Origin of the sequence: Kluyvera genomosp. 2, assembly GCF_036759865.1 — a bacterium.
Classification (GTDB): domain Bacteria; phylum Pseudomonadota; class Gammaproteobacteria; order Enterobacterales; family Enterobacteriaceae; genus Kluyvera; species Kluyvera ascorbata_B.
Genome location: NZ_JAPKIA010000013.1, coordinates 37,683 through 54,200, shown reverse-complemented (window position 1 = coordinate 54,200; position 16,518 = coordinate 37,683). Strand labels below are relative to the sequence as shown.

The 16,518-nt window shown below is 56.9% G+C and carries 15 protein-coding genes; 8 read left to right on the top strand and 7 right to left on the bottom strand.

Translation table 11 applies throughout. From position 1 onward, the window contains the following. Positions 1-6 precede the first annotated feature (6 nt). Positions 7-1,470, bottom strand: a complete 1,464-nt coding sequence (gene bepA / locus V6942_RS15155; RefSeq protein ID WP_182930202.1) for a beta-barrel assembly-enhancing protease — start codon at positions 1,468-1,470, stop codon at positions 7-9. 216 nt (positions 1,471-1,686) lie between these two features. On the opposite strand from bepA, the gene V6942_RS15150 reads away from it, so the two are divergent. Continuing rightward, entirely contained in the window at positions 1,687-2,760 is a 1,074-nt protein-coding gene (locus V6942_RS15150; RefSeq protein WP_106924144.1) for an AI-2E family transporter, read from the top strand. A 62-nt stretch (positions 2,761-2,822) separates the two neighbouring features. On the opposite strand, the gene bcp is transcribed toward V6942_RS15150, so the two are convergent. After that, complete coding sequence (gene bcp / locus V6942_RS15145; RefSeq protein WP_106924145.1) at positions 2,823-3,293, bottom strand: thioredoxin-dependent thiol peroxidase; 471 nt, start codon at positions 3,291-3,293, stop codon at positions 2,823-2,825. Then, complete coding sequence (locus V6942_RS15140; protein WP_181357944.1) at positions 3,293-3,865, bottom strand: glycine cleavage system transcriptional repressor; 573 nt, start codon at positions 3,863-3,865, stop codon at positions 3,293-3,295. Before V6942_RS15140 ends, bcp begins: the two co-directional genes overlap by 1 nt. Before the next feature lie 154 nt (positions 3,866-4,019). On the opposite strand from V6942_RS15140, the gene dapA reads away from it, so the two are divergent. The 6 genes from dapA (at position 4,020) to ypfH (ending at position 10,672) form a co-directional block, all read left to right on the top strand. Further along, the gene (dapA, locus tag V6942_RS15135; RefSeq protein WP_106924147.1) at positions 4,020-4,898 is read left to right on the top strand and encodes a 4-hydroxy-tetrahydrodipicolinate synthase; all 879 of its coding nucleotides are present in this window, start codon (positions 4,020-4,022) and stop codon (positions 4,896-4,898) included. Between the two features lie 16 nt (positions 4,899-4,914). Next, positions 4,915-5,946, top strand: coding sequence for an outer membrane protein assembly factor BamC (gene bamC / locus V6942_RS15130; RefSeq protein WP_106924148.1), 1,032 nt, complete (start codon positions 4,915-4,917; stop codon positions 5,944-5,946). 109 nt (positions 5,947-6,055) lie between these two features. Further along, the gene (gene purC / locus V6942_RS15125) at positions 6,056-6,769 is read left to right on the top strand and encodes a phosphoribosylaminoimidazolesuccinocarboxamide synthase (protein ID WP_035891480.1); all 714 of its coding nucleotides are present in this window, start codon (positions 6,056-6,058) and stop codon (positions 6,767-6,769) included. Positions 6,770-7,004: 235 nt separating this feature from the next. Then, positions 7,005-7,880 (top strand): neutral zinc metallopeptidase, encoded by an 876-nt coding sequence (locus tag V6942_RS15120; protein ID WP_106924149.1) that lies wholly within the window; start codon positions 7,005-7,007, stop codon positions 7,878-7,880. Positions 7,881-7,896: 16 nt separating this feature from the next. Next, positions 7,897-9,897, top strand: coding sequence for a tRNA(Met) cytidine acetyltransferase TmcA (locus tag V6942_RS15115; protein ID WP_333501423.1), 2,001 nt, complete (start codon positions 7,897-7,899; stop codon positions 9,895-9,897). Positions 9,898-9,973: 76 nt separating this feature from the next. Continuing rightward, entirely contained in the window at positions 9,974-10,672 is a 699-nt protein-coding gene (gene ypfH, locus V6942_RS15110) for an esterase (protein WP_106924436.1), read from the top strand. A gap of 97 nt (positions 10,673-10,769) precedes the next feature. Here ypfH and V6942_RS15105 read toward each other — a convergent pair whose 3' ends face one another. The 3 genes from V6942_RS15105 to V6942_RS15095 are packed head-to-tail and all read right to left on the bottom strand — an operon-like array spanning position 10,770 to position 12,538. Then, the gene (locus tag V6942_RS15105; protein WP_106924151.1) at positions 10,770-10,970 is read right to left on the bottom strand and encodes a YpfN family protein; all 201 of its coding nucleotides are present in this window, start codon (positions 10,968-10,970) and stop codon (positions 10,770-10,772) included. A gap of 25 nt (positions 10,971-10,995) precedes the next feature. Beyond that, the gene (gene dapE, locus V6942_RS15100) at positions 10,996-12,123 is read right to left on the bottom strand and encodes a succinyl-diaminopimelate desuccinylase (RefSeq protein ID WP_106924152.1); all 1,128 of its coding nucleotides are present in this window, start codon (positions 12,121-12,123) and stop codon (positions 10,996-10,998) included. A gap of 55 nt (positions 12,124-12,178) precedes the next feature. Next, complete coding sequence (locus V6942_RS15095) at positions 12,179-12,538, bottom strand: ArsC family reductase (protein WP_106924153.1); 360 nt, start codon at positions 12,536-12,538, stop codon at positions 12,179-12,181. Positions 12,539-12,894: 356 nt separating this feature from the next. Between V6942_RS15095 and ypfM the strand changes: the two genes are divergently transcribed. Beyond that, positions 12,895-12,954, top strand: coding sequence for a protein YpfM (gene ypfM / locus V6942_RS15090; protein WP_001386977.1), 60 nt, complete (start codon positions 12,895-12,897; stop codon positions 12,952-12,954). Positions 12,955-13,112: 158 nt separating this feature from the next. On the opposite strand, the gene acrD is transcribed toward ypfM, so the two are convergent. Further along, positions 13,113-16,226 carry a multidrug efflux RND transporter permease AcrD gene (acrD, locus tag V6942_RS15085; protein ID WP_106924154.1) on the bottom strand — a complete coding sequence of 1,038 codons (3,114 nt, stop codon included), beginning with the start codon at positions 16,224-16,226 and terminating at the stop codon, positions 13,113-13,115. Positions 16,227-16,518: the final 292 nt, after the last annotated feature.

Sequence of the window (16,518 nt, the reverse complement as noted above, 5' to 3'; positions counted from 1 at the left end):
CTCCAGTTACATTTTCTGATAAGGGCGGAAACGCTCTTGCAGCTGGCGCAGCTGGTCGATACGCGCGTCGTAGCGTGCCTGCTGCAGGCTGCGTAATTTCACCTGCGCGCTGGCGGCGCTGAGCAGGGAAATGGCCTGGTCGAGTCGACCCACCAGCGCCATGTTTTCAGCACGCGCGGCCAGCTCCTGATCGCGGTTGCCCAGCTTGGCCTCCGCCTGGGCCAGCAGATCCCAGCCGTTGGTATCGTCTTTGTTATTAAAGGTGTAGCGGTTGAGGATCGTCGCCGCCTCTGCGGCCTGGCCACCTTCCAGAAGGGCGTTAGCCAGGTTGAGCTGCAGTACCGGGTTGGTGCGCAGCTCGCGAGCGTTCTTCAGCCGGTTGATGGCTTCACTCGTTTTGTTCTGGCCGAGATCGATATCGGTCGCCAGATCGAGGAACCAGGCGTTTTGCGGATCGGCGCTCAGCAGCGGTTGCAGCAGCTTGCTGGCCTCAGCGTAGTTTTTGGCTTCCATGGCCAGCAGCGCTCGCCCGTACTGGGCGGCGTGTTGCTCGCGGATGTTGCCCTTTGACCAGTTATCGAGCAGGTCGGTGCCCAGCTGGTTTTGCCCGTTGTTATACATGCCGAGCGTACGCGCTTTGGCAAAGTAGAAATCGGCGGAAGACTGAACCACCACCGGGCGCATTTGGTTGGCGCGGTTGCGCGCGTCCGATAAGCGGCTTTCCGGCAGCGGGTGAGTTAACAGCATTTCCGGCGGGCGCGAAGAGTAGCGCGACTGATCGAGCAGCTTTTCCATAAAGGCAGGCATGGCCTGCGGGTCGAAGCCGGCGCGCTGGAGAACCTGAATACCAATACGATCGGCCTCTTCTTCATTCTGGCGGGTAAAGCTGATCATCCCCTGCTGGGTGCCCGCTAAAGTCCCGCTCAGCGCTGCCATCCCGGCCTGTGGGCTGGCCATCGCCAGCAGAATGGAACCCAGCGCGCCGACCCACGTTAGCGGGGCGTTACGTTTCTGGTCTTCCATTGCGCGCGCCAGGTGGCGTTGGGTCACGTGGGAGATTTCGTGCGCCATAACCGATGCCAACTGACTTTCGGTGTCAGAATAGCGGAACAGCGCGGAGTGCAGCACTACGTTACCGCCGAAGAAGGCGAAGGCGTTGATATCGTCGTTGTTAATCAGATAAAAATGAAACGGCGTACGTACGGAGAAGGCGTGCGAAACCAGGCGCATGCCCAATGAATTAATGTACTGAACCAGCAGCGGGTCGTTGATGAGCGGCGCGCTACCGCGCAGTTGTCGAACATAGTAATCCCCCATTTGCATCTCCTGACCAATGGAGAGCGTGCTTCCTGCGGATGTACCCATATCCGGTAGATTATCGGTTGTATCGGCAAATGCCGGCGCAACCTGACCGAAAGTGAGTGTCGCAATAAGGGATGCCAACAGCGTTTTTTTCAACTGCCTGAACATAACCTCTGTCCTGTAATGTGGGATGTGCCTGTTTTGACCAGCAGGATAATCTGACGTTCAATTACCGTCTGCTTTTGGAGTGTATCTATCTGCTCACGGCTTGAAAACGATAATCGCGAGAATGCGGAGATAAAAATAAAAAGCGAAGTCTTTTTTGTGACACTTAGATACAATTCATCTTCTATATGAAAGCGATAGGCTTCAGGGAATAGATTTATGCTCGAGATGTTGATGCAATGGTATCGCCGCCGATTCAGCGACCCGGAGGCCATCGCGCTGCTGGTCATTCTGCTCGCCGGTTTCTGCATTCTGTTTTTCTTCAGCGGCCTGCTGGCGCCGCTGCTGGTGGCAATAGTGCTTGCCTACCTGCTGGAGTGGCCGACGGTACGGTTAGAGCGGCTGGGCTGGTCGCGCACCTGGGCGACCAGCGTCGTGCTGGTGCTGTTTGTTGGCATTCTGCTGCTGATGGCCTTTGTGGTAATGCCCATCGCCTGGCAGCAGGGAATTTACCTTATCCGCGACATGCCCGGTATGCTCAACAAGCTTTCCGATTTTGCCGCCACGCTGCCGCGCCGCTACCCGGCGCTGATGGACGCCGGGATTATCGACGCGATGGCGGAGAATATGCGTACGCGTATGCTGACCATGGGCGACTCGGTGGTGAAATACTCGGTCGCTTCGCTGGTGGGGCTGCTGACCCTGGCCGTGTATCTGGTGCTGGTGCCGCTGATGGTTTTCTTCCTGGTGAAAGACAAAGAGCAAATGCTCAACGCCGTACGCCGCGTGCTGCCGCGCAACCGTGGGCTGGCGGGGCAGGTGTGGAAAGAGATGAACCAGCAAATCACCAACTATATTCGCGGTAAAGTGCTGGAAATGGTGGTGGTAGGTGTCGCCACCTGGCTTGGTTTCCTGATGTTTGGCCTCAACTACTCGCTGCTGCTGGCGGTGCTGGTGGGGCTGTCGGTGTTGATTCCGTACATCGGTGCGTTTGTTGTGACGATCCCGGTTGTCTGCGTCGCGCTGTTTCAGTTCGGTCTAGGCACCGAGTTCTGGAGCCTGTTTGCGGTGTATCTGATTATCCAGGGGCTGGACGGTAACCTGCTGGTGCCGGTGCTGTTCTCTGAAGCCGTGAACCTGCATCCGCTGGTGATTATCCTGTCGGTGGTGATTTTTGGCGGCCTGTGGGGCTTCTGGGGCGTATTCTTCGCCATACCGCTGGCAACGCTGATTAAGGCGGTGGTTCACGCCTGGCCGGACGGTCTGGTGGTGGAAGAAGACGAAACGGCATAATCGATAAAAAACCCGGCGTCGCGATGCTCAGCCGGGTTACGTCATTCACGTCAGGGAAAGGGTCAGGCGTTGGCCTGCAGCCAGCTCAGTACCACGTCGTGGTGATTGCTGGTTTTGAAGTCGTCGAAGACGTGCTCAATTTTCCCTTCCGCATCGACCAGGAAGCTGATGCGGTGAATGCCATCATAGGTTTTGCCCATGAAGGTTTTTTCGCCCCAGATACCAAACTGCTCGCAGACCTGGTGATCTTCATCGGAAAGCAGAGTGAAGTTCAGCAGCTCTTTTTCTGAGAAGCGGGAGAGTTTTTCCGGTTTGTCGGTGCTGATGCCCAGAACTTCAACGCCCGCTTTTTTCAGCTCGTCCATATTATCGCGAAGGCCGCATGCCTGCACGGTGCAGCCAGGGGTCATCGCTTTCGGGTAAAAATAGACCAGAACACGTTGTCCCTGGAAGTCGGTCAAATTTACTTGCTCGCCGTCTTGATCGGGCAAACTAAATTTCGGTGCGATATCACCGGCTTTCAGTGGGTTCATTACTCAGCTCCATCCTGTTCATCATGCTGTGAATAATTAATCACGTTTATACTGCCTTGCGCTTTCAGTTCTGTACATAGTGCTTTGAACGCTTGCTCAATATTTGATGCATTTTGCGTAGCTGGGCTATGGGCGGTAATTTGAATAAACAGCTGCGCCGCGCCTTCGTCGGCGCCCGGCTGGGTTCGCGACACCAGCTCGGCGATGTTCATTTCCCAGCTGTCGAACAGGGCGGTAAAACGCTCAATAATATGCGGCGAATCAGGGACTTCGACCTGTACCCATACGGTGGCCGGCATCGCCGGGCGCGGGCTGGCGGTGGTGCGTTTCATCACGATAAGCAGGTCCAGCTCCGCACCTTTGAGCGGCAGGGTGGACTCAATCAGCGTGATGGCGTTCCAGGTTCCGGACAGCAGCATAATAAAAGTGAATTCATCCCCCAGCATCGCCAACCGACTGTCTTCGATATTACAGCCGCAGCTGCTCACATGACGGGTAATCGTATTGACAATGCCGGGGCGATCCGCGCCCAGGGCCGTAATGACCAGATAGTGTTGTAATGAGGCTGTCAAACCTGTTCTTCCTTTAAAAAGGTGCGGTATATCCTAGGAAAGCATAAAAAAAACCGGCATACAACATTCTGAAGGCCCTGAGTCTCTTGCTTTTATTACAGGACCAAACGTACCATTGAGTTTCATGTCCGCACGTCAGCACAGAGGATGGCCCATGTTCACGGGAAGTATTGTAGCGCTTGTCACGCCGATGGATGAAAAAGGTAATGTCGACCGTTCAAGCCTGAAAAAACTGATTGATTATCATGTCGCCAACGGAACCTCGGCGATTGTGTCGGTAGGGACTACCGGTGAATCAGCCACGCTGAGCCACGAAGAGCATGGCGATGTGGTATTAACCACGCTGGAACTGGCCGATGGTCGCATTCCGGTTATCGCGGGAACGGGGGCAAATGCAACCGCAGAGGCGATTAGCCTGACCCAGCGTTTTAACGACAGCGGCGTCGTTGGCTGCCTGACCGTGACCCCCTATTACAACCGCCCGACTCAGGAAGGGTTGTTCCAGCACTTTAAAGCGATTGCCGAGCATACTGACCTGCCGCAAATTCTGTATAATGTGCCGTCACGTACCGGCTGCGATATGCTGCCGGAAACCGTAGGTCGCCTGGCGAAAATTAAAAATATTATCGCCATTAAGGAAGCCACGGGGAACTTAAGCCGCGTTCATCAGATCAAAGAGCTGGTTTCAGACGATTTCATCCTGCTTAGCGGCGATGATGCAAGCGGTCTGGACTTCATGCAGCTTGGCGGGCACGGCGTTATTTCGGTAACGGCGAACGTTGCGGCGCGTGATATGGCTGAAATGTGCAAGCTGGCCGCCGAAGGGCAGTTCGCGCAGGCGCGCATCATCAACCAGCGTTTGATGCCGCTGCACAATAAATTATTTGTCGAACCCAATCCTATCCCGGTGAAATGGGCGTGTAAGGAATTGGGGCTTGTGGCGACCGACACCATGCGCTTGCCGATGACACCGATCACCGACCACGGTCGTGACGTTGTGGCATCCGCACTGAAGCATGCCGGTTTGCTGTAAAGTTTAGGGAGATTTGATGGCTTACTCAGTACAGAAGTCGCGCCTGGCCAAGGTTGCGGGTGTATCGCTGGTTTTACTGCTTGCGGCCTGTAGTTCCGACTCGCGCTATAAGCGCCAGGTGAGCGGCGATGAGTCCTATCTGGACGCGACGCCGTTAGGTGAACTTCACGCCCCTGCTGGCATGATCCTGCCGATTGAAAATGGCGACTACAACATTCCTGTCGCTAACGGCAGCGGTGCCGTCGGTAAAGCGCTGGATATCCGCCCACCGGCTCAGCCGCTGGCGCTGGTTGCCGGTGCGCGCACGCAGTTTACGGGCGATACCGCCACGCTGCTGGTGGAAAACAGCCGCAGCGGTTCACTGTGGCCGCAGGTGGTCAGCATTATTCAGGCGAAAAACTACGCCATTACCAAGCGTGATGATGCTAGCCAGACGCTGACAACCGACTGGGTTGAGTGGAACCGTCTGGACGAAGACCAGCAGTATCGCGGTCGTTATCAAATCTCCGTGCAGCCTCAGGGCTACCAGCAGGCGGTGATGGTGAAGCTGGTTAACCTAGAACAGGCCGGTAAACCGGTCGCCGATCGTGCTTCTCTGCAGCGCTACAGCGCCGAAATGCTGAATGTGATCTCCGCCGGTCTGGATAAGAACGCCAGCGACGCGCAGGCCTCTCGCGGCACCGCGGGAGCCACCTTTGACGTGCAGAGCGCTTCCGATGATACCGGCCTGCCGATGCTGGTGGTGCGCGCGCCGTTCAACCAGGTCTGGCAGCGTCTGCCGGGCGCGCTGGAAAAAGTGGGCATGAAAGTGACCGACAGCACGCGTTCTCAGGGCAGCATCGCGGTGACCTACAAGCCGCTGTCTGACGGCAGTTGGAGAGATCTGGGTGCCAGCGATCCGGGTCTGGTCTCCGGTGACTACAAACTTCAGGTCGGCGATCTGGACAACCGTAGTAGCCTGCAGTTCATCGATCCGAAAGGCCATACGCTGACGCAGTCGCAGAATGACGCCCTGGTCGCCGTATTCCAGGCCGCATTTAGCAAGTAATTAAACAGGGCTGGAGCAATCCGGCCCTTTTTTCTGTATAGTGACGCAAACGTGTGCGTAGACAGAAAAGCACAAATATTTATGGTTAATCATCACTGGAGTGACAAAGATGCAAAAGCTAGCTGAGTTGTATCGTGGTAAAGCGAAAACCGTATACAGCACCGAAAACCCGGATCTGTTGGTACTCGAATTCCGTAACGATACGTCAGCAGGGGACGGCGCCCGCATTGAACAGTTCGATCGTAAAGGCATGGTGAACAACAAGTTCAACCATTTCATTATGAGCAAACTGGCGGAAGCAGGGATCCCGACCCAAATGGAAGCGCTGTTGTCCGATACCGAATGTCTGGTGAAAAAGCTGGATATGGTGCCGGTGGAATGCGTTGTGCGTAACCGTGCCGCCGGCTCGCTGGTGAAACGTTTAGGGATTGAAGAAGGCATTGAGCTGAATCCGCCGCTGTTTGACCTGTTCCTGAAAAACGACGCGATGCACGACCCGATGGTCAACGAATCCTACTGCGAAACCTTCGGCTGGGTGAGCAAAGAGAATCTGGCGCGTATGCAGGAACTGACCTTCAAAGCGAATGACGTGCTGAAAAAACTGTTCGATGACGCGGGTCTGATCCTCGTGGACTTCAAGCTGGAATTCGGTCTGTTCAAGGGCGAAGTGGTGCTGGGCGATGAATTCTCGCCGGACGGCAGCCGCCTGTGGGACAAAAAGACCATGGACAAAATGGATAAAGACCGTTTCCGCCAGAGCCTTGGCGGCCTGATTGAAGCCTACGAAGAAGTGGCACACCGTTTAGGCGTGAAGCTCGACTAAGTCATAATGCCTCCCGGCCTCCCGGCCTCCCGGCCTCCCGGCCTCCCGGCCTCGCGCCATGCGGAGGCCGGATAAGGCGTTGACGCCGCTACTCCGGCAAGGTGCCTATTGTGCCCGATGGCGCTACGCTTATCGGGCCGACTACAATCTCCCTTCCTGACGCATTTCCAGTGGTAATCCCGCCCGTAACCGCCTACGATCGTAACAGTCATAATAAAAAAAGATCGAGGTAGTTATGCGTTGGCAAGGCCGTCGTGAAAGCGACAATGTAGAAGACCGGCGGAACAGTTCCGAATCCCCGTTATCCGGGCGCGGTCCAGGTTTCCGTATTCCAAGCGGCAAGGGCGGCATTATCCTGCTGATTGTCGTGCTGGTCGCGGGCTATTACGGCGTTGACTTAACCGGGCTGATGACCGGCGAGCCGGTTGGACAGAGCCAGCAGCAAAGTTCTCAGCGCGTCAGCAACCCGAATGATGATGAAGCGGCTAAGTTCACCTCGGTTATTCTGGCCACTACCGAAGACACCTGGGCGCAGCAGTTTAAAGAGATGGGCAAAACCTATCAGCCGCCGCGCCTGGTCATGTATCGCGGCGCAACGCGTACCGGCTGCGGCACCGGGCAATCGGTTATGGGGCCGTTTTACTGCCCGACCGATAGCACGGTCTACATCGACCTTTCTTTCTACGATGACATGAAAAGCAAGCTCGGCGCGGGCGGTGATTTCGCCCAGGGCTACGTGATTGCTCATGAAGTGGGTCACCATATTCAAAAACTGCTGGGTATTGAGCCGAAAGTGCGTCAGATGCAGCAGGGGGCATCTCAGGCAGAGGTAAACCGTCTGTCGGTACGTATGGAGCTACAGGCCGACTGCTTCGCTGGCGTCTGGGGCCATAATATGCAGAAGCAAGGGATTCTGGAAGCGGGCGATCTGGAAGAGGCGCTGAACGCCGCGCAGGCTATCGGCGACGACCGTCTACAGCAACAAAGCCAGGGGCGCATCGTGCCGGACAGCTTCACCCACGGGACGTCGCAGCAGCGTTACACCTGGCTGAAACGCGGCTTTGACAGCGGCGACCCGGCGCAGTGCAACACCTTCAGTAAATCGTTCTAAGCCGATGCAGGACGTCATGGATGAGCTGCTCGCGCAGGCCGCGCGGATGGCGCAGGAGGGCATTCGCCGCCTGCTGGTGGTCAGCGGCGAGCCCGACTGGTGCGCTCAGCGGGCAGCGGCGTTTCGTGATGCCGTCGGCCCCGAGGTGCTATGGGTCGGCCCGCAGGCCGCCGCCGAGCCTTTTTGCCCACCGGGTAAATTCGCCACGCTGCTGGGACGTGAGTTCCAGCACGCTATTTTTGACGCCCGCGCGGGGTTTGACGTTTCGGCGTTTGCCGCGCTGGCCGGTACGCTGCGCGCCGGTAGCTGGTTGTTGCTGCTGGTGCCGGACCTTTCTCTCTGGCCAACCCGTGCCGATGCGGACTCGCTGCGCTGGAGCGATACGCCGGAACCTATTGCCACGCCGCATTTTGTCCACCATTTTTGCCGCACGCTAAAGAATAACCCGCAGGCGCGAATCTGGCGTCAGGGGCTGCCGCTTGCGCCGCTAAACGAGACGCCGCGCCCGCGCTGGCAACGTGCGAACGGCCAGCCCGACGGTGAACAGCTGGCGATTTTGTCGGCGCTGGCGAACGCGACTGCGCAGGTTTCCGTGGTCACGGCAGAGCGCGGTCGCGGCAAATCGGCGCTGGCCGGGATGCATATTCGCCAGATTGCCGGTTCGGCGCTGGTGACGGCGCCATCCCGCGCCTCGGCGGAGGTGATTGCCGCCTTTGCCGGCGAGCACTTTCGTTTTATTGCCCCCGATGCGCTGTTGGCTTCCGATGAAAAGGCCGACTGGCTGGTGGTTGACGAGGCTGCCGCCATTCCGGCGCCGTTGTTACAAAAGCTGATCTCCCGTTTCCCGCACGCACTGCTGACGACCACCGTTCAAGGTTATGAAGGCACCGGGCGCGGTTTCTTGTTGAAATTTTGCGCTGCATTCCCCCAGCGGCAGGCGTTTACCCTGAGCCAGCCCATCCGCTGGGCCGCAGGATGCCCGCTGGAAGCGGTGGTTAACGAGGCGCTGATTTTTGACGATGATGCATTTAATTCTCCTCTTCAGGGGGACGTACGGCCAATCGCCGTTCCCCAATCGGCATGGCAAAGTGCACCGGCGCTGCCGCGTGCGCTGTATCAGCTGCTTTCTGGTGCCCATTACCGTACCTCACCGCTGGATCTCCGACGCATGATGGATGCACCGGGGCAGCATTTTATCAGCGCCCAGTGCGACAGCGGCCCGGCAGGCGCGCTGTGGTTGGTGGATGAAGGTGGCCTGTCGCCGGCGCTGAGCCGCGCCGTGTGGGCCGGCTTTCGCCGTCCGCGGGGTAACCTGGTGGCACAGTCGTTGGCAGCGCACGGCGGCAGTCCGTTGGCGGCGACGCTTATCGGGCGACGCATCAGCCGTATTGCAGTACATCCGCAGCGCCAGAGAGAGGGGATAGGGCAACGCCTGGTGACCCAGGCATGGCAAGAGGCGAAAGGCATTGATTACCTGTCTGTCAGCTTTGGCTATACCGACGCGCTGTGGCGTTTCTGGCAACGCTGTGGTTTTACGCTGGTGCGTATTGGCAGTCAGCGCGAAGCCAGCAGCGGCTGCTATGCGGCAATGGCCCTGCGGCCGTTGACGGCGGCGGGGGAGGCGCTGATGCAGCATGAGCATCAGCGTCTGTGCCGTGAATGGCGCTGGCTAAGCCAGTGGGTGGATGAAAAATTGCCGCTGCCGGATGCCGCAGACGCTATGCTTACTGACGATGACTGGTGGGATCTGGCTGGCTTCGCGTTTGCCCATCGCCCTCTGCTGGCGGTGCTGGCAAATCTCCATCGGCTGAGCGAGCTGGCCGAGAGTGCGATGCCTGCGCTACGTGGGCGACTGCGGGGAGAGAGTGAAGCCGCACTCTGCGCCCAGCTGGGCGTACAGGGCCGTAAGGCGCTGCTGGCGCAAATGCGCCGCGAGGCAGCACACGCGATGCGCGTTATTGATGGCGAACGCACAAACCGTTTGTCGGAACAGATCCTACAACTGCAATTTTTTTAACTGACTCATTCAGTTAAATGGCATGGTCATTATTCTGGTGCGGCGTAAACTGACCGTCAAAACCAAGGAGACAGCCATGACACACGATCATTTTGTTGTTCAAAGCCCCGCGAAGCCCGCTCAACAGCTGCTGCTGTTGTTTCATGGCGTGGGCGATAATCCGGTGGCAATGGGGGAGATCGGCAGCTGGTTTGCGCCGCTGTTCCCGGACGCGTTAATCGTCAGTATCGGCGGTGCCGAGCCGTGCGGCCCAGCGCCGGGGCGGCAGTGGTTTTCCGTACAGGGCGTGACCGAAGACAATCGTCAGGCGCGCGTTGATGCCATTATGCCGACCTTTGTTGAAACGGTGCGCTACTGGCAAAAACAGAGCGGCGTCGGTCCACAGGCCACCGCGCTGATCGGCTTTTCTCAAGGGGCGATTATGTCGCTCGAAAGCATCAAAGCCGAGCCAGGACTCGCCTCACGCGTCATTGCTTTTAACGGCCGTTATGCCACGCTGCCGCAACATGCAGATACCAGCACCACCGTTCATCTGATTCACGGTGGGGAAGACAGGGTTATCGATCTGGCCTGGGCCGTTCGCGGACAGGAAGCGCTGCTGGCAGCCGGTGGCGATGTGACGCTGGATATTGTTGACGAGCTGGGGCACGCGATTGACGATCGCAGCATGCAGTTTGCGCTCGACCATCTGCGCTATACCGTGCCGAAGCACTATTTTGATGAAGCGTTGAGCGGCAGTACGCCGAAAGACGACGATATTATCGAGATGCTATAAGAACATGTAGGCCGGAGAAGACGTTTACGCCACCATCCGGCAATCTGCAGCGGATTGCCTGATGGCGCTACGTTTATCAGGCCTACACGATCCTGCACTATTTCTTCGGCTGGTCTTTCTTCGGCCAGTCGTCGTCATCGTCCCACTTATCGTTAAAGTCGCGATGCGGTGGCAGTTCCGGCTTATCGGCAAGGAATTTTTTATGATCGACGCGGCTAAGATCCTTAATCACGTTGATAATGACCCCCGCCAGAAACACCAGCACCAGAATCCACCAGTATTTTGTCAGCCAATCCATGCGCGTTACCTCTTATGTTATGCCGTCAGGCGACAAGTTGTTCCATGATACGCTGATACATCCGCGCCAGCATCTGCAGGTCGGCGGCGTTCACACATTCGTTGATTTTATGAATGGTGGCGTTCACCGGCCCCAGTTCAACAACCTGTGCACCCATCCGGGCGATAAAGCGGCCATCTGACGTTCCACCGGTGGTCAGCAGCTGCGGTTCTATTTCATTATAGTGCGCAATGGCATTGACTACGGCGTCAACCAGTTTACCGCGGGCGGTCAGGAACGGCTGGCCGGAGATCCACCAGTCCACGCTGTAGCGCAGCTGGTGTTTCTCCAACAGGGCGATAACGCGTTCTTTGATCATCTCGTCGGTCAGTTCGGTGCTGAAGCGGAAGTTGAACTGGACGAACAGATCGCCTGGGATCACGTTGTTGCTACCGGTACCCGCCTTGATGTTGGCAATCTGCATGCTGGTTGGCGGGAAGAATTCATTGCCCTGGTCCCATTCGATAGACACCAGCTCGTTCATCCACGGCGCGGCGCGGTGAACCGGGTTGTCGGCAAGGTGCGGATAGGCAACATGGCCCTGCACGCCGTGAATCGTCAGGTTACAGGTCATCGAGCCGCGACGGCCGTTTTTCACAACGTCGCCCACGACCTCGGTGCTGGAGGGTTCGCCGACCAGACAGTAGTCCAGGCGCTCGTTGCGCGCCATCAGCGCTTCGACCACCTTCACGGTACCGTGGGTAGCGCTCGCCTCTTCATCGGAGGTGATGAGGAACGCCAGGCGGCCTTGATGGTTTGGATGCTGGGCGACAAACCGTTCGGCGGCAACTACCATCGCAGCCAGCGAGCCTTTCATGTCGGCCGCGCCGCGACCAAACAGCATTCCGTCGCGAATCGTAGGTTCGAACGGTGGATTAATCCAACGGTCGGCGTCGCCGGCGGGTACCACATCGGTGTGGCCAGCAAACGCCAGGGTTTCCCCTTTGCCGCGCCATGCCCAGAAGTTCTGGGTATCGCCAAAATCCATCGGTTCAACGGTAAACCCGATTGCGCGCAGGCGTTCAATCATTAATGCCTGACAGCCCGCGTCATCCGGGCTAAGAGAAGGGCGGCGAATAAGCTGCTGAGCCAGCTCAATGACTGGGCAAGACATAAACTAAACCTCGTTATTGTTCGTTATCTGCAAAAAGTCAAAACGGGCGACGGCGTTAACGCGTCTGCGCGAGCCACTGACCATAGCTGGCGTCACTAAAACCCAGCAGCATAGGCTGTGCGGGCGCGTAGAGCAATGGGCGTTTGATGATTGCCGGCATTTCCAGCATTAGCGCGGCGGCGGCATCGGCGTTGTCGATCCCCGCACGAACCTGCTCGTCCAGCTTCCGCCAGGTCGTACCGCGCGTATTCAGCAGCGCTTGCCAGCCGAGTTCGGCAATAAAGGACGCCAGCAGTTCTGGCGTCAGACCGTCGACGCGGTAGTCGTGGAAACGATATTCAACCTGGTGGTCATCCAGCCAACGACGGGCTTTTTTTATCGTGTCGCAGTTTTTTATTCCATAGAGGATGGTCATGTTCCACCTTTATATCAACCGGTTTTAGGGACTCGAATATACACGGAATTCCGGCGGCTGCCTGTTTTAATTTTGCTGCCGCAAATTGGCTAAAAATCATGCAGTTTATTGCGCTAATTACGCAGAAAGTCGCAGATGATTTGCTTTGACATAGCGTAAATTTTTATCATAACATTCACACTTCGATAACTATTTCAGAATATTGCTGTCCGTCACATTAAATGTCCACATTCCGGCCCATAGTGGCTTCAAGCAGTAAACAAATGTTGGCAGCGGCAATTAAAGTAATCGGATTAACCGTATTCACAGGTCATACGACAGTACGTAAAATACGCATAATAATAAGAGAGGTAGTTATGATCGAACGTGAACTGGGGAACTGGAAAGATTTTATCGAAGTGATGCTTCGTAAATAATTTTCAGCAATGTGAGTGACAAAGCGCTGTGTTCTTTCAATAACCAAGACGGTGTTGTTTGCAGTACAGAGTATAAGCATCACATAAAGATAAAAGGCGACATCCTGTGTCGCCTTTTTTTGTGGCTGCGTGAACCCCTCCTGCGAGGGGCTGAGGACTTATTCCTGCTTTTCTTTCAGCGGGAAGCGTCGACGCACCAGCACAAAGAACAGCGGCACGAAGAAGATAGCCAGCACCGTGGCGGATATCATCCCGCCAACTACGCCGGTGCCTACCGCGTGCTGGCCGCCTGAGCCCGCGCCGGTGGTGAGCGCCATTGGCAGCACGCCGAAGATAAATGCCAGCGACGTCATCAGAATCGGGCGCAGACGCTGGCGGCAGGCTTCGAGCGTTGCCGACATCAGGTCTTCGCCTTTCTGGTTCATTTCGTTGGCAAATTCAACAATCAGGATGGCGTTCTTTGCCGAGAGCCCGATGACGGTCAGGAGCCCTACCTGGAAGTAGACGTCGTTCTCCAGGCCGCGCATCCAGGTGGCCAGCAGCGCGCCGATAACTCCCAGCGGGACAACCAGCATCACCGAGAATGGCACCGACCAGCTTTCATACAGCGCCGCCAGACACAGGAACACCACCAGCAGTGAAATAGCGTACAGCGCCGGCGCCTGCGCGCCGGAGAGGCGTTCCTGGTAAGACATCGCCGTCCATTCCAGGCCAAAGCCGGAAGGCAGCTGCTGCACCAGATTCTCCATGACATCCATTGCCGTACCGGTGCTGACGCCCGGCGCGGCTTCGCCGACAATCTCTACCGCCGAATAGCCGTTATAGCGTTCCAGACGCGGTGAGCCCGTTTCCCAGCGAGAGGTGGCGAAGGCGGAGAAGGGCACCATCTGGCCCGCGCTGTTGCGCACATACCACAGGTTGATATCGTCCGGCAGCATGCGGTATTTCGCCGCGGCCTGCACGTAGACTTTCTTCACGCGCCCGCGATCCATAAAGTCATTCACGTAGCTTGAGCCCCATGCGGTTTGCAGCGTGTCGTTGATGTCGTCGATAGAGACGCCCAGCGCCTGCGCTTTGCGTTGATCGATATCGATTTGCAGCTGCGGGCTGTCGTCGAGGCCGTTATGGCGCACGCGGGTCAGCTGCGGGTCCTGGCCCGCCAGCTCAAGCAGCTTGTCGCGTGCCGCCATCAGCGCGTCGTGTCCGGCGCCGCCGTGGTCCTGAAGCTCCATATCGAAGCCTGCGGAACTGCCCAGGCCGCTGATGGCCGGTGGGCTACTGGCGTAGACGCGCGCTTCCTTGATTTTGTTCAGCGCTTTGGTGGCGCGCTCGATAATGGCAAATGAGGTGCCGGTAGTGCTGTCGCGCTGGTCCCAATCTTTCAGGCGCACAAACATACGCGCCACGTTCTGGCCGTTACCGCCCGGGCCGGAGCCGATGGTCGCAAAGATAGAGGTAACGTTGTCCGGCTCATTTTTAAAGAAGTAGTCTTCGACTTTCTCAACCACCTTCAGCGTCTGCTGCTGGGTTGCACCGCTGGGTAGCTGTACCGAGGTGGTAAACATTCCGCGGTCTTCCAGCGGCAGGAAAGAAGAGGGCAGACGCAGGAACAGGAACACCATTCCGCCGAGGAGCACGACGTAAATCAGCATCCAGCGTACGCTGCGATGCAGAATTTTCGCTACGCCGGATTCATAGCGACGCGCGCTGGCGTCGAAGCTGCGGTTGAACCAGCCGAAGAAACCTTTCGTGCCGTGGGTTTCGCCTTTATGTACAGGCTTAAGGAGAGTGGCGCACAACGCGGGCGTAAGGATCATCGCCACCAGCACCGACAGCACCATGGCCGAAACGATCGTAATGGAAAACTGGCGATAGATAGCCCCGGTGGTACCGCCGAAGAAGGCCATCGGAATAAACACGGCCGACAGCACCATGGCGATACCGACCAGCGCCCCCTGAATCTGGCCCATTGATTTTCGCGTGGCCTGCCTTGGCGAGAGCCCTTCGGTGCTCATGATACGCTCAACGTTTTCTACCACCACGATGGCGTCATCTACCAGCAGGCCGATGGCGAGCACCATGGCGAACATCGTCAGGGTGTTAATACTGTAGCCACAGGCGTACAGCACCGAGAAGGTTCCCATCAGCACCACGGGCACGGCGATGGTTGGAATCAGCGTTGCACGGAAGTTCTGTAAGAACAGATACATGACCAGGAACACGAGCAGAATGGCTTCCAGCAGCGTTTTCACCACGTCTTTAATCGACGCCTTCACGAAGGAGGTGGTTTCGTAAGCGACTTTGTATTCCAGCCCGTGCGGGAAGTAGGCCTTCAGTTCATCCAGACGCTGAATCACGCGCTCGGCGGTGGCCATTTCGTTAGCCCCGGAGGCAAGCTTAATCCCCAGACCAGAGGCCGGGTTACGGTTGTAGCGGCTAAGGTAGTCATACTTTTCGGCGCCCATTTCGACGGTGGCGACGTCGCCCAGCGTCACTTCTGAACCGTCCTGATTGACGCGCAGCGTGATATTACGGAACTGCTGCGGCGTTTGCAGCAGCGACTGGGCGTTGATGGTTGCGTTCAGCGCCTGTTTATCAACCGACGGCGTGCCGCCTAGCTGCCCGACGGCAATCTGCGCGTTCTGGGATTTAATCGCGCTGGTAACGTCGGCAGCCGTCATCTGATAGCTATTGAGCTTGGCCGGGTCGAGCCAAATACGCATGGAGTATTGGGAACCGTAGGCGTCAATATCGCCCACGCCGTCGACGCGGCTAAGCGGATCCTGAATGTTACTGGCGACATAGTCGGAAATATCTTGCTTATCCATGCTGCCATCGGTAGAGACGAAGGCGATGGTCAGAATATTGGTATCCCCGGTTTTACGTACCGTTACGCCCTGATTTTGTACCGCCTGCGGGAGTTTGTTCATCGCGGTTTGTAGCTGGTTTTGCACCTGCTGTACCGCTTCATCCGGGTTGGTACCGGCGACGAAACTGAGGGTAATGCTGGCCTGACCGGTGGCGCTGCTCTGGGATGACATATACATCAGGTTATCGATGCCGGTCATATTCTGCTCGAGAACCTGCGTTACGGTATTCTCCAGCGTTTGCGCGGACGCGCCGGGATAGTTCGCCGTCACGCGAACGTTGGGAGGAGCGAGGTCGGGGTATTGCTCTACCGGTAAAGAAAAAATCGCCAGGGCCCCGGTAAGGCATAGCAGAATTGCCAGCACCCAGGCAAAAATGGGGCGATCGATGAAGAAATTCGCCATCAGGATCCAAACCTCGTGTTGTTCATTTTTTTTACGTACAGAATTGCGAGAAACACTGTAGCCGTAAGGCTCTCAGCAATCGTGGAGAAAAAAAGGAGATAATGTAAATTATCATGCCGCTTTTACGAAAGCTTTGCATAGCATGACGTAAGCGGCTTAAAGCCAATGAAACGTAATTTCATTTAAGATGAAATTTTTTGATCTGCCACAGCTAACCGACAAATAGTCGCGAATTCTGGACAAATGGACATTGCCTGTACGGTAGCTCCTCGGCTAATAAATAGGGCTTATA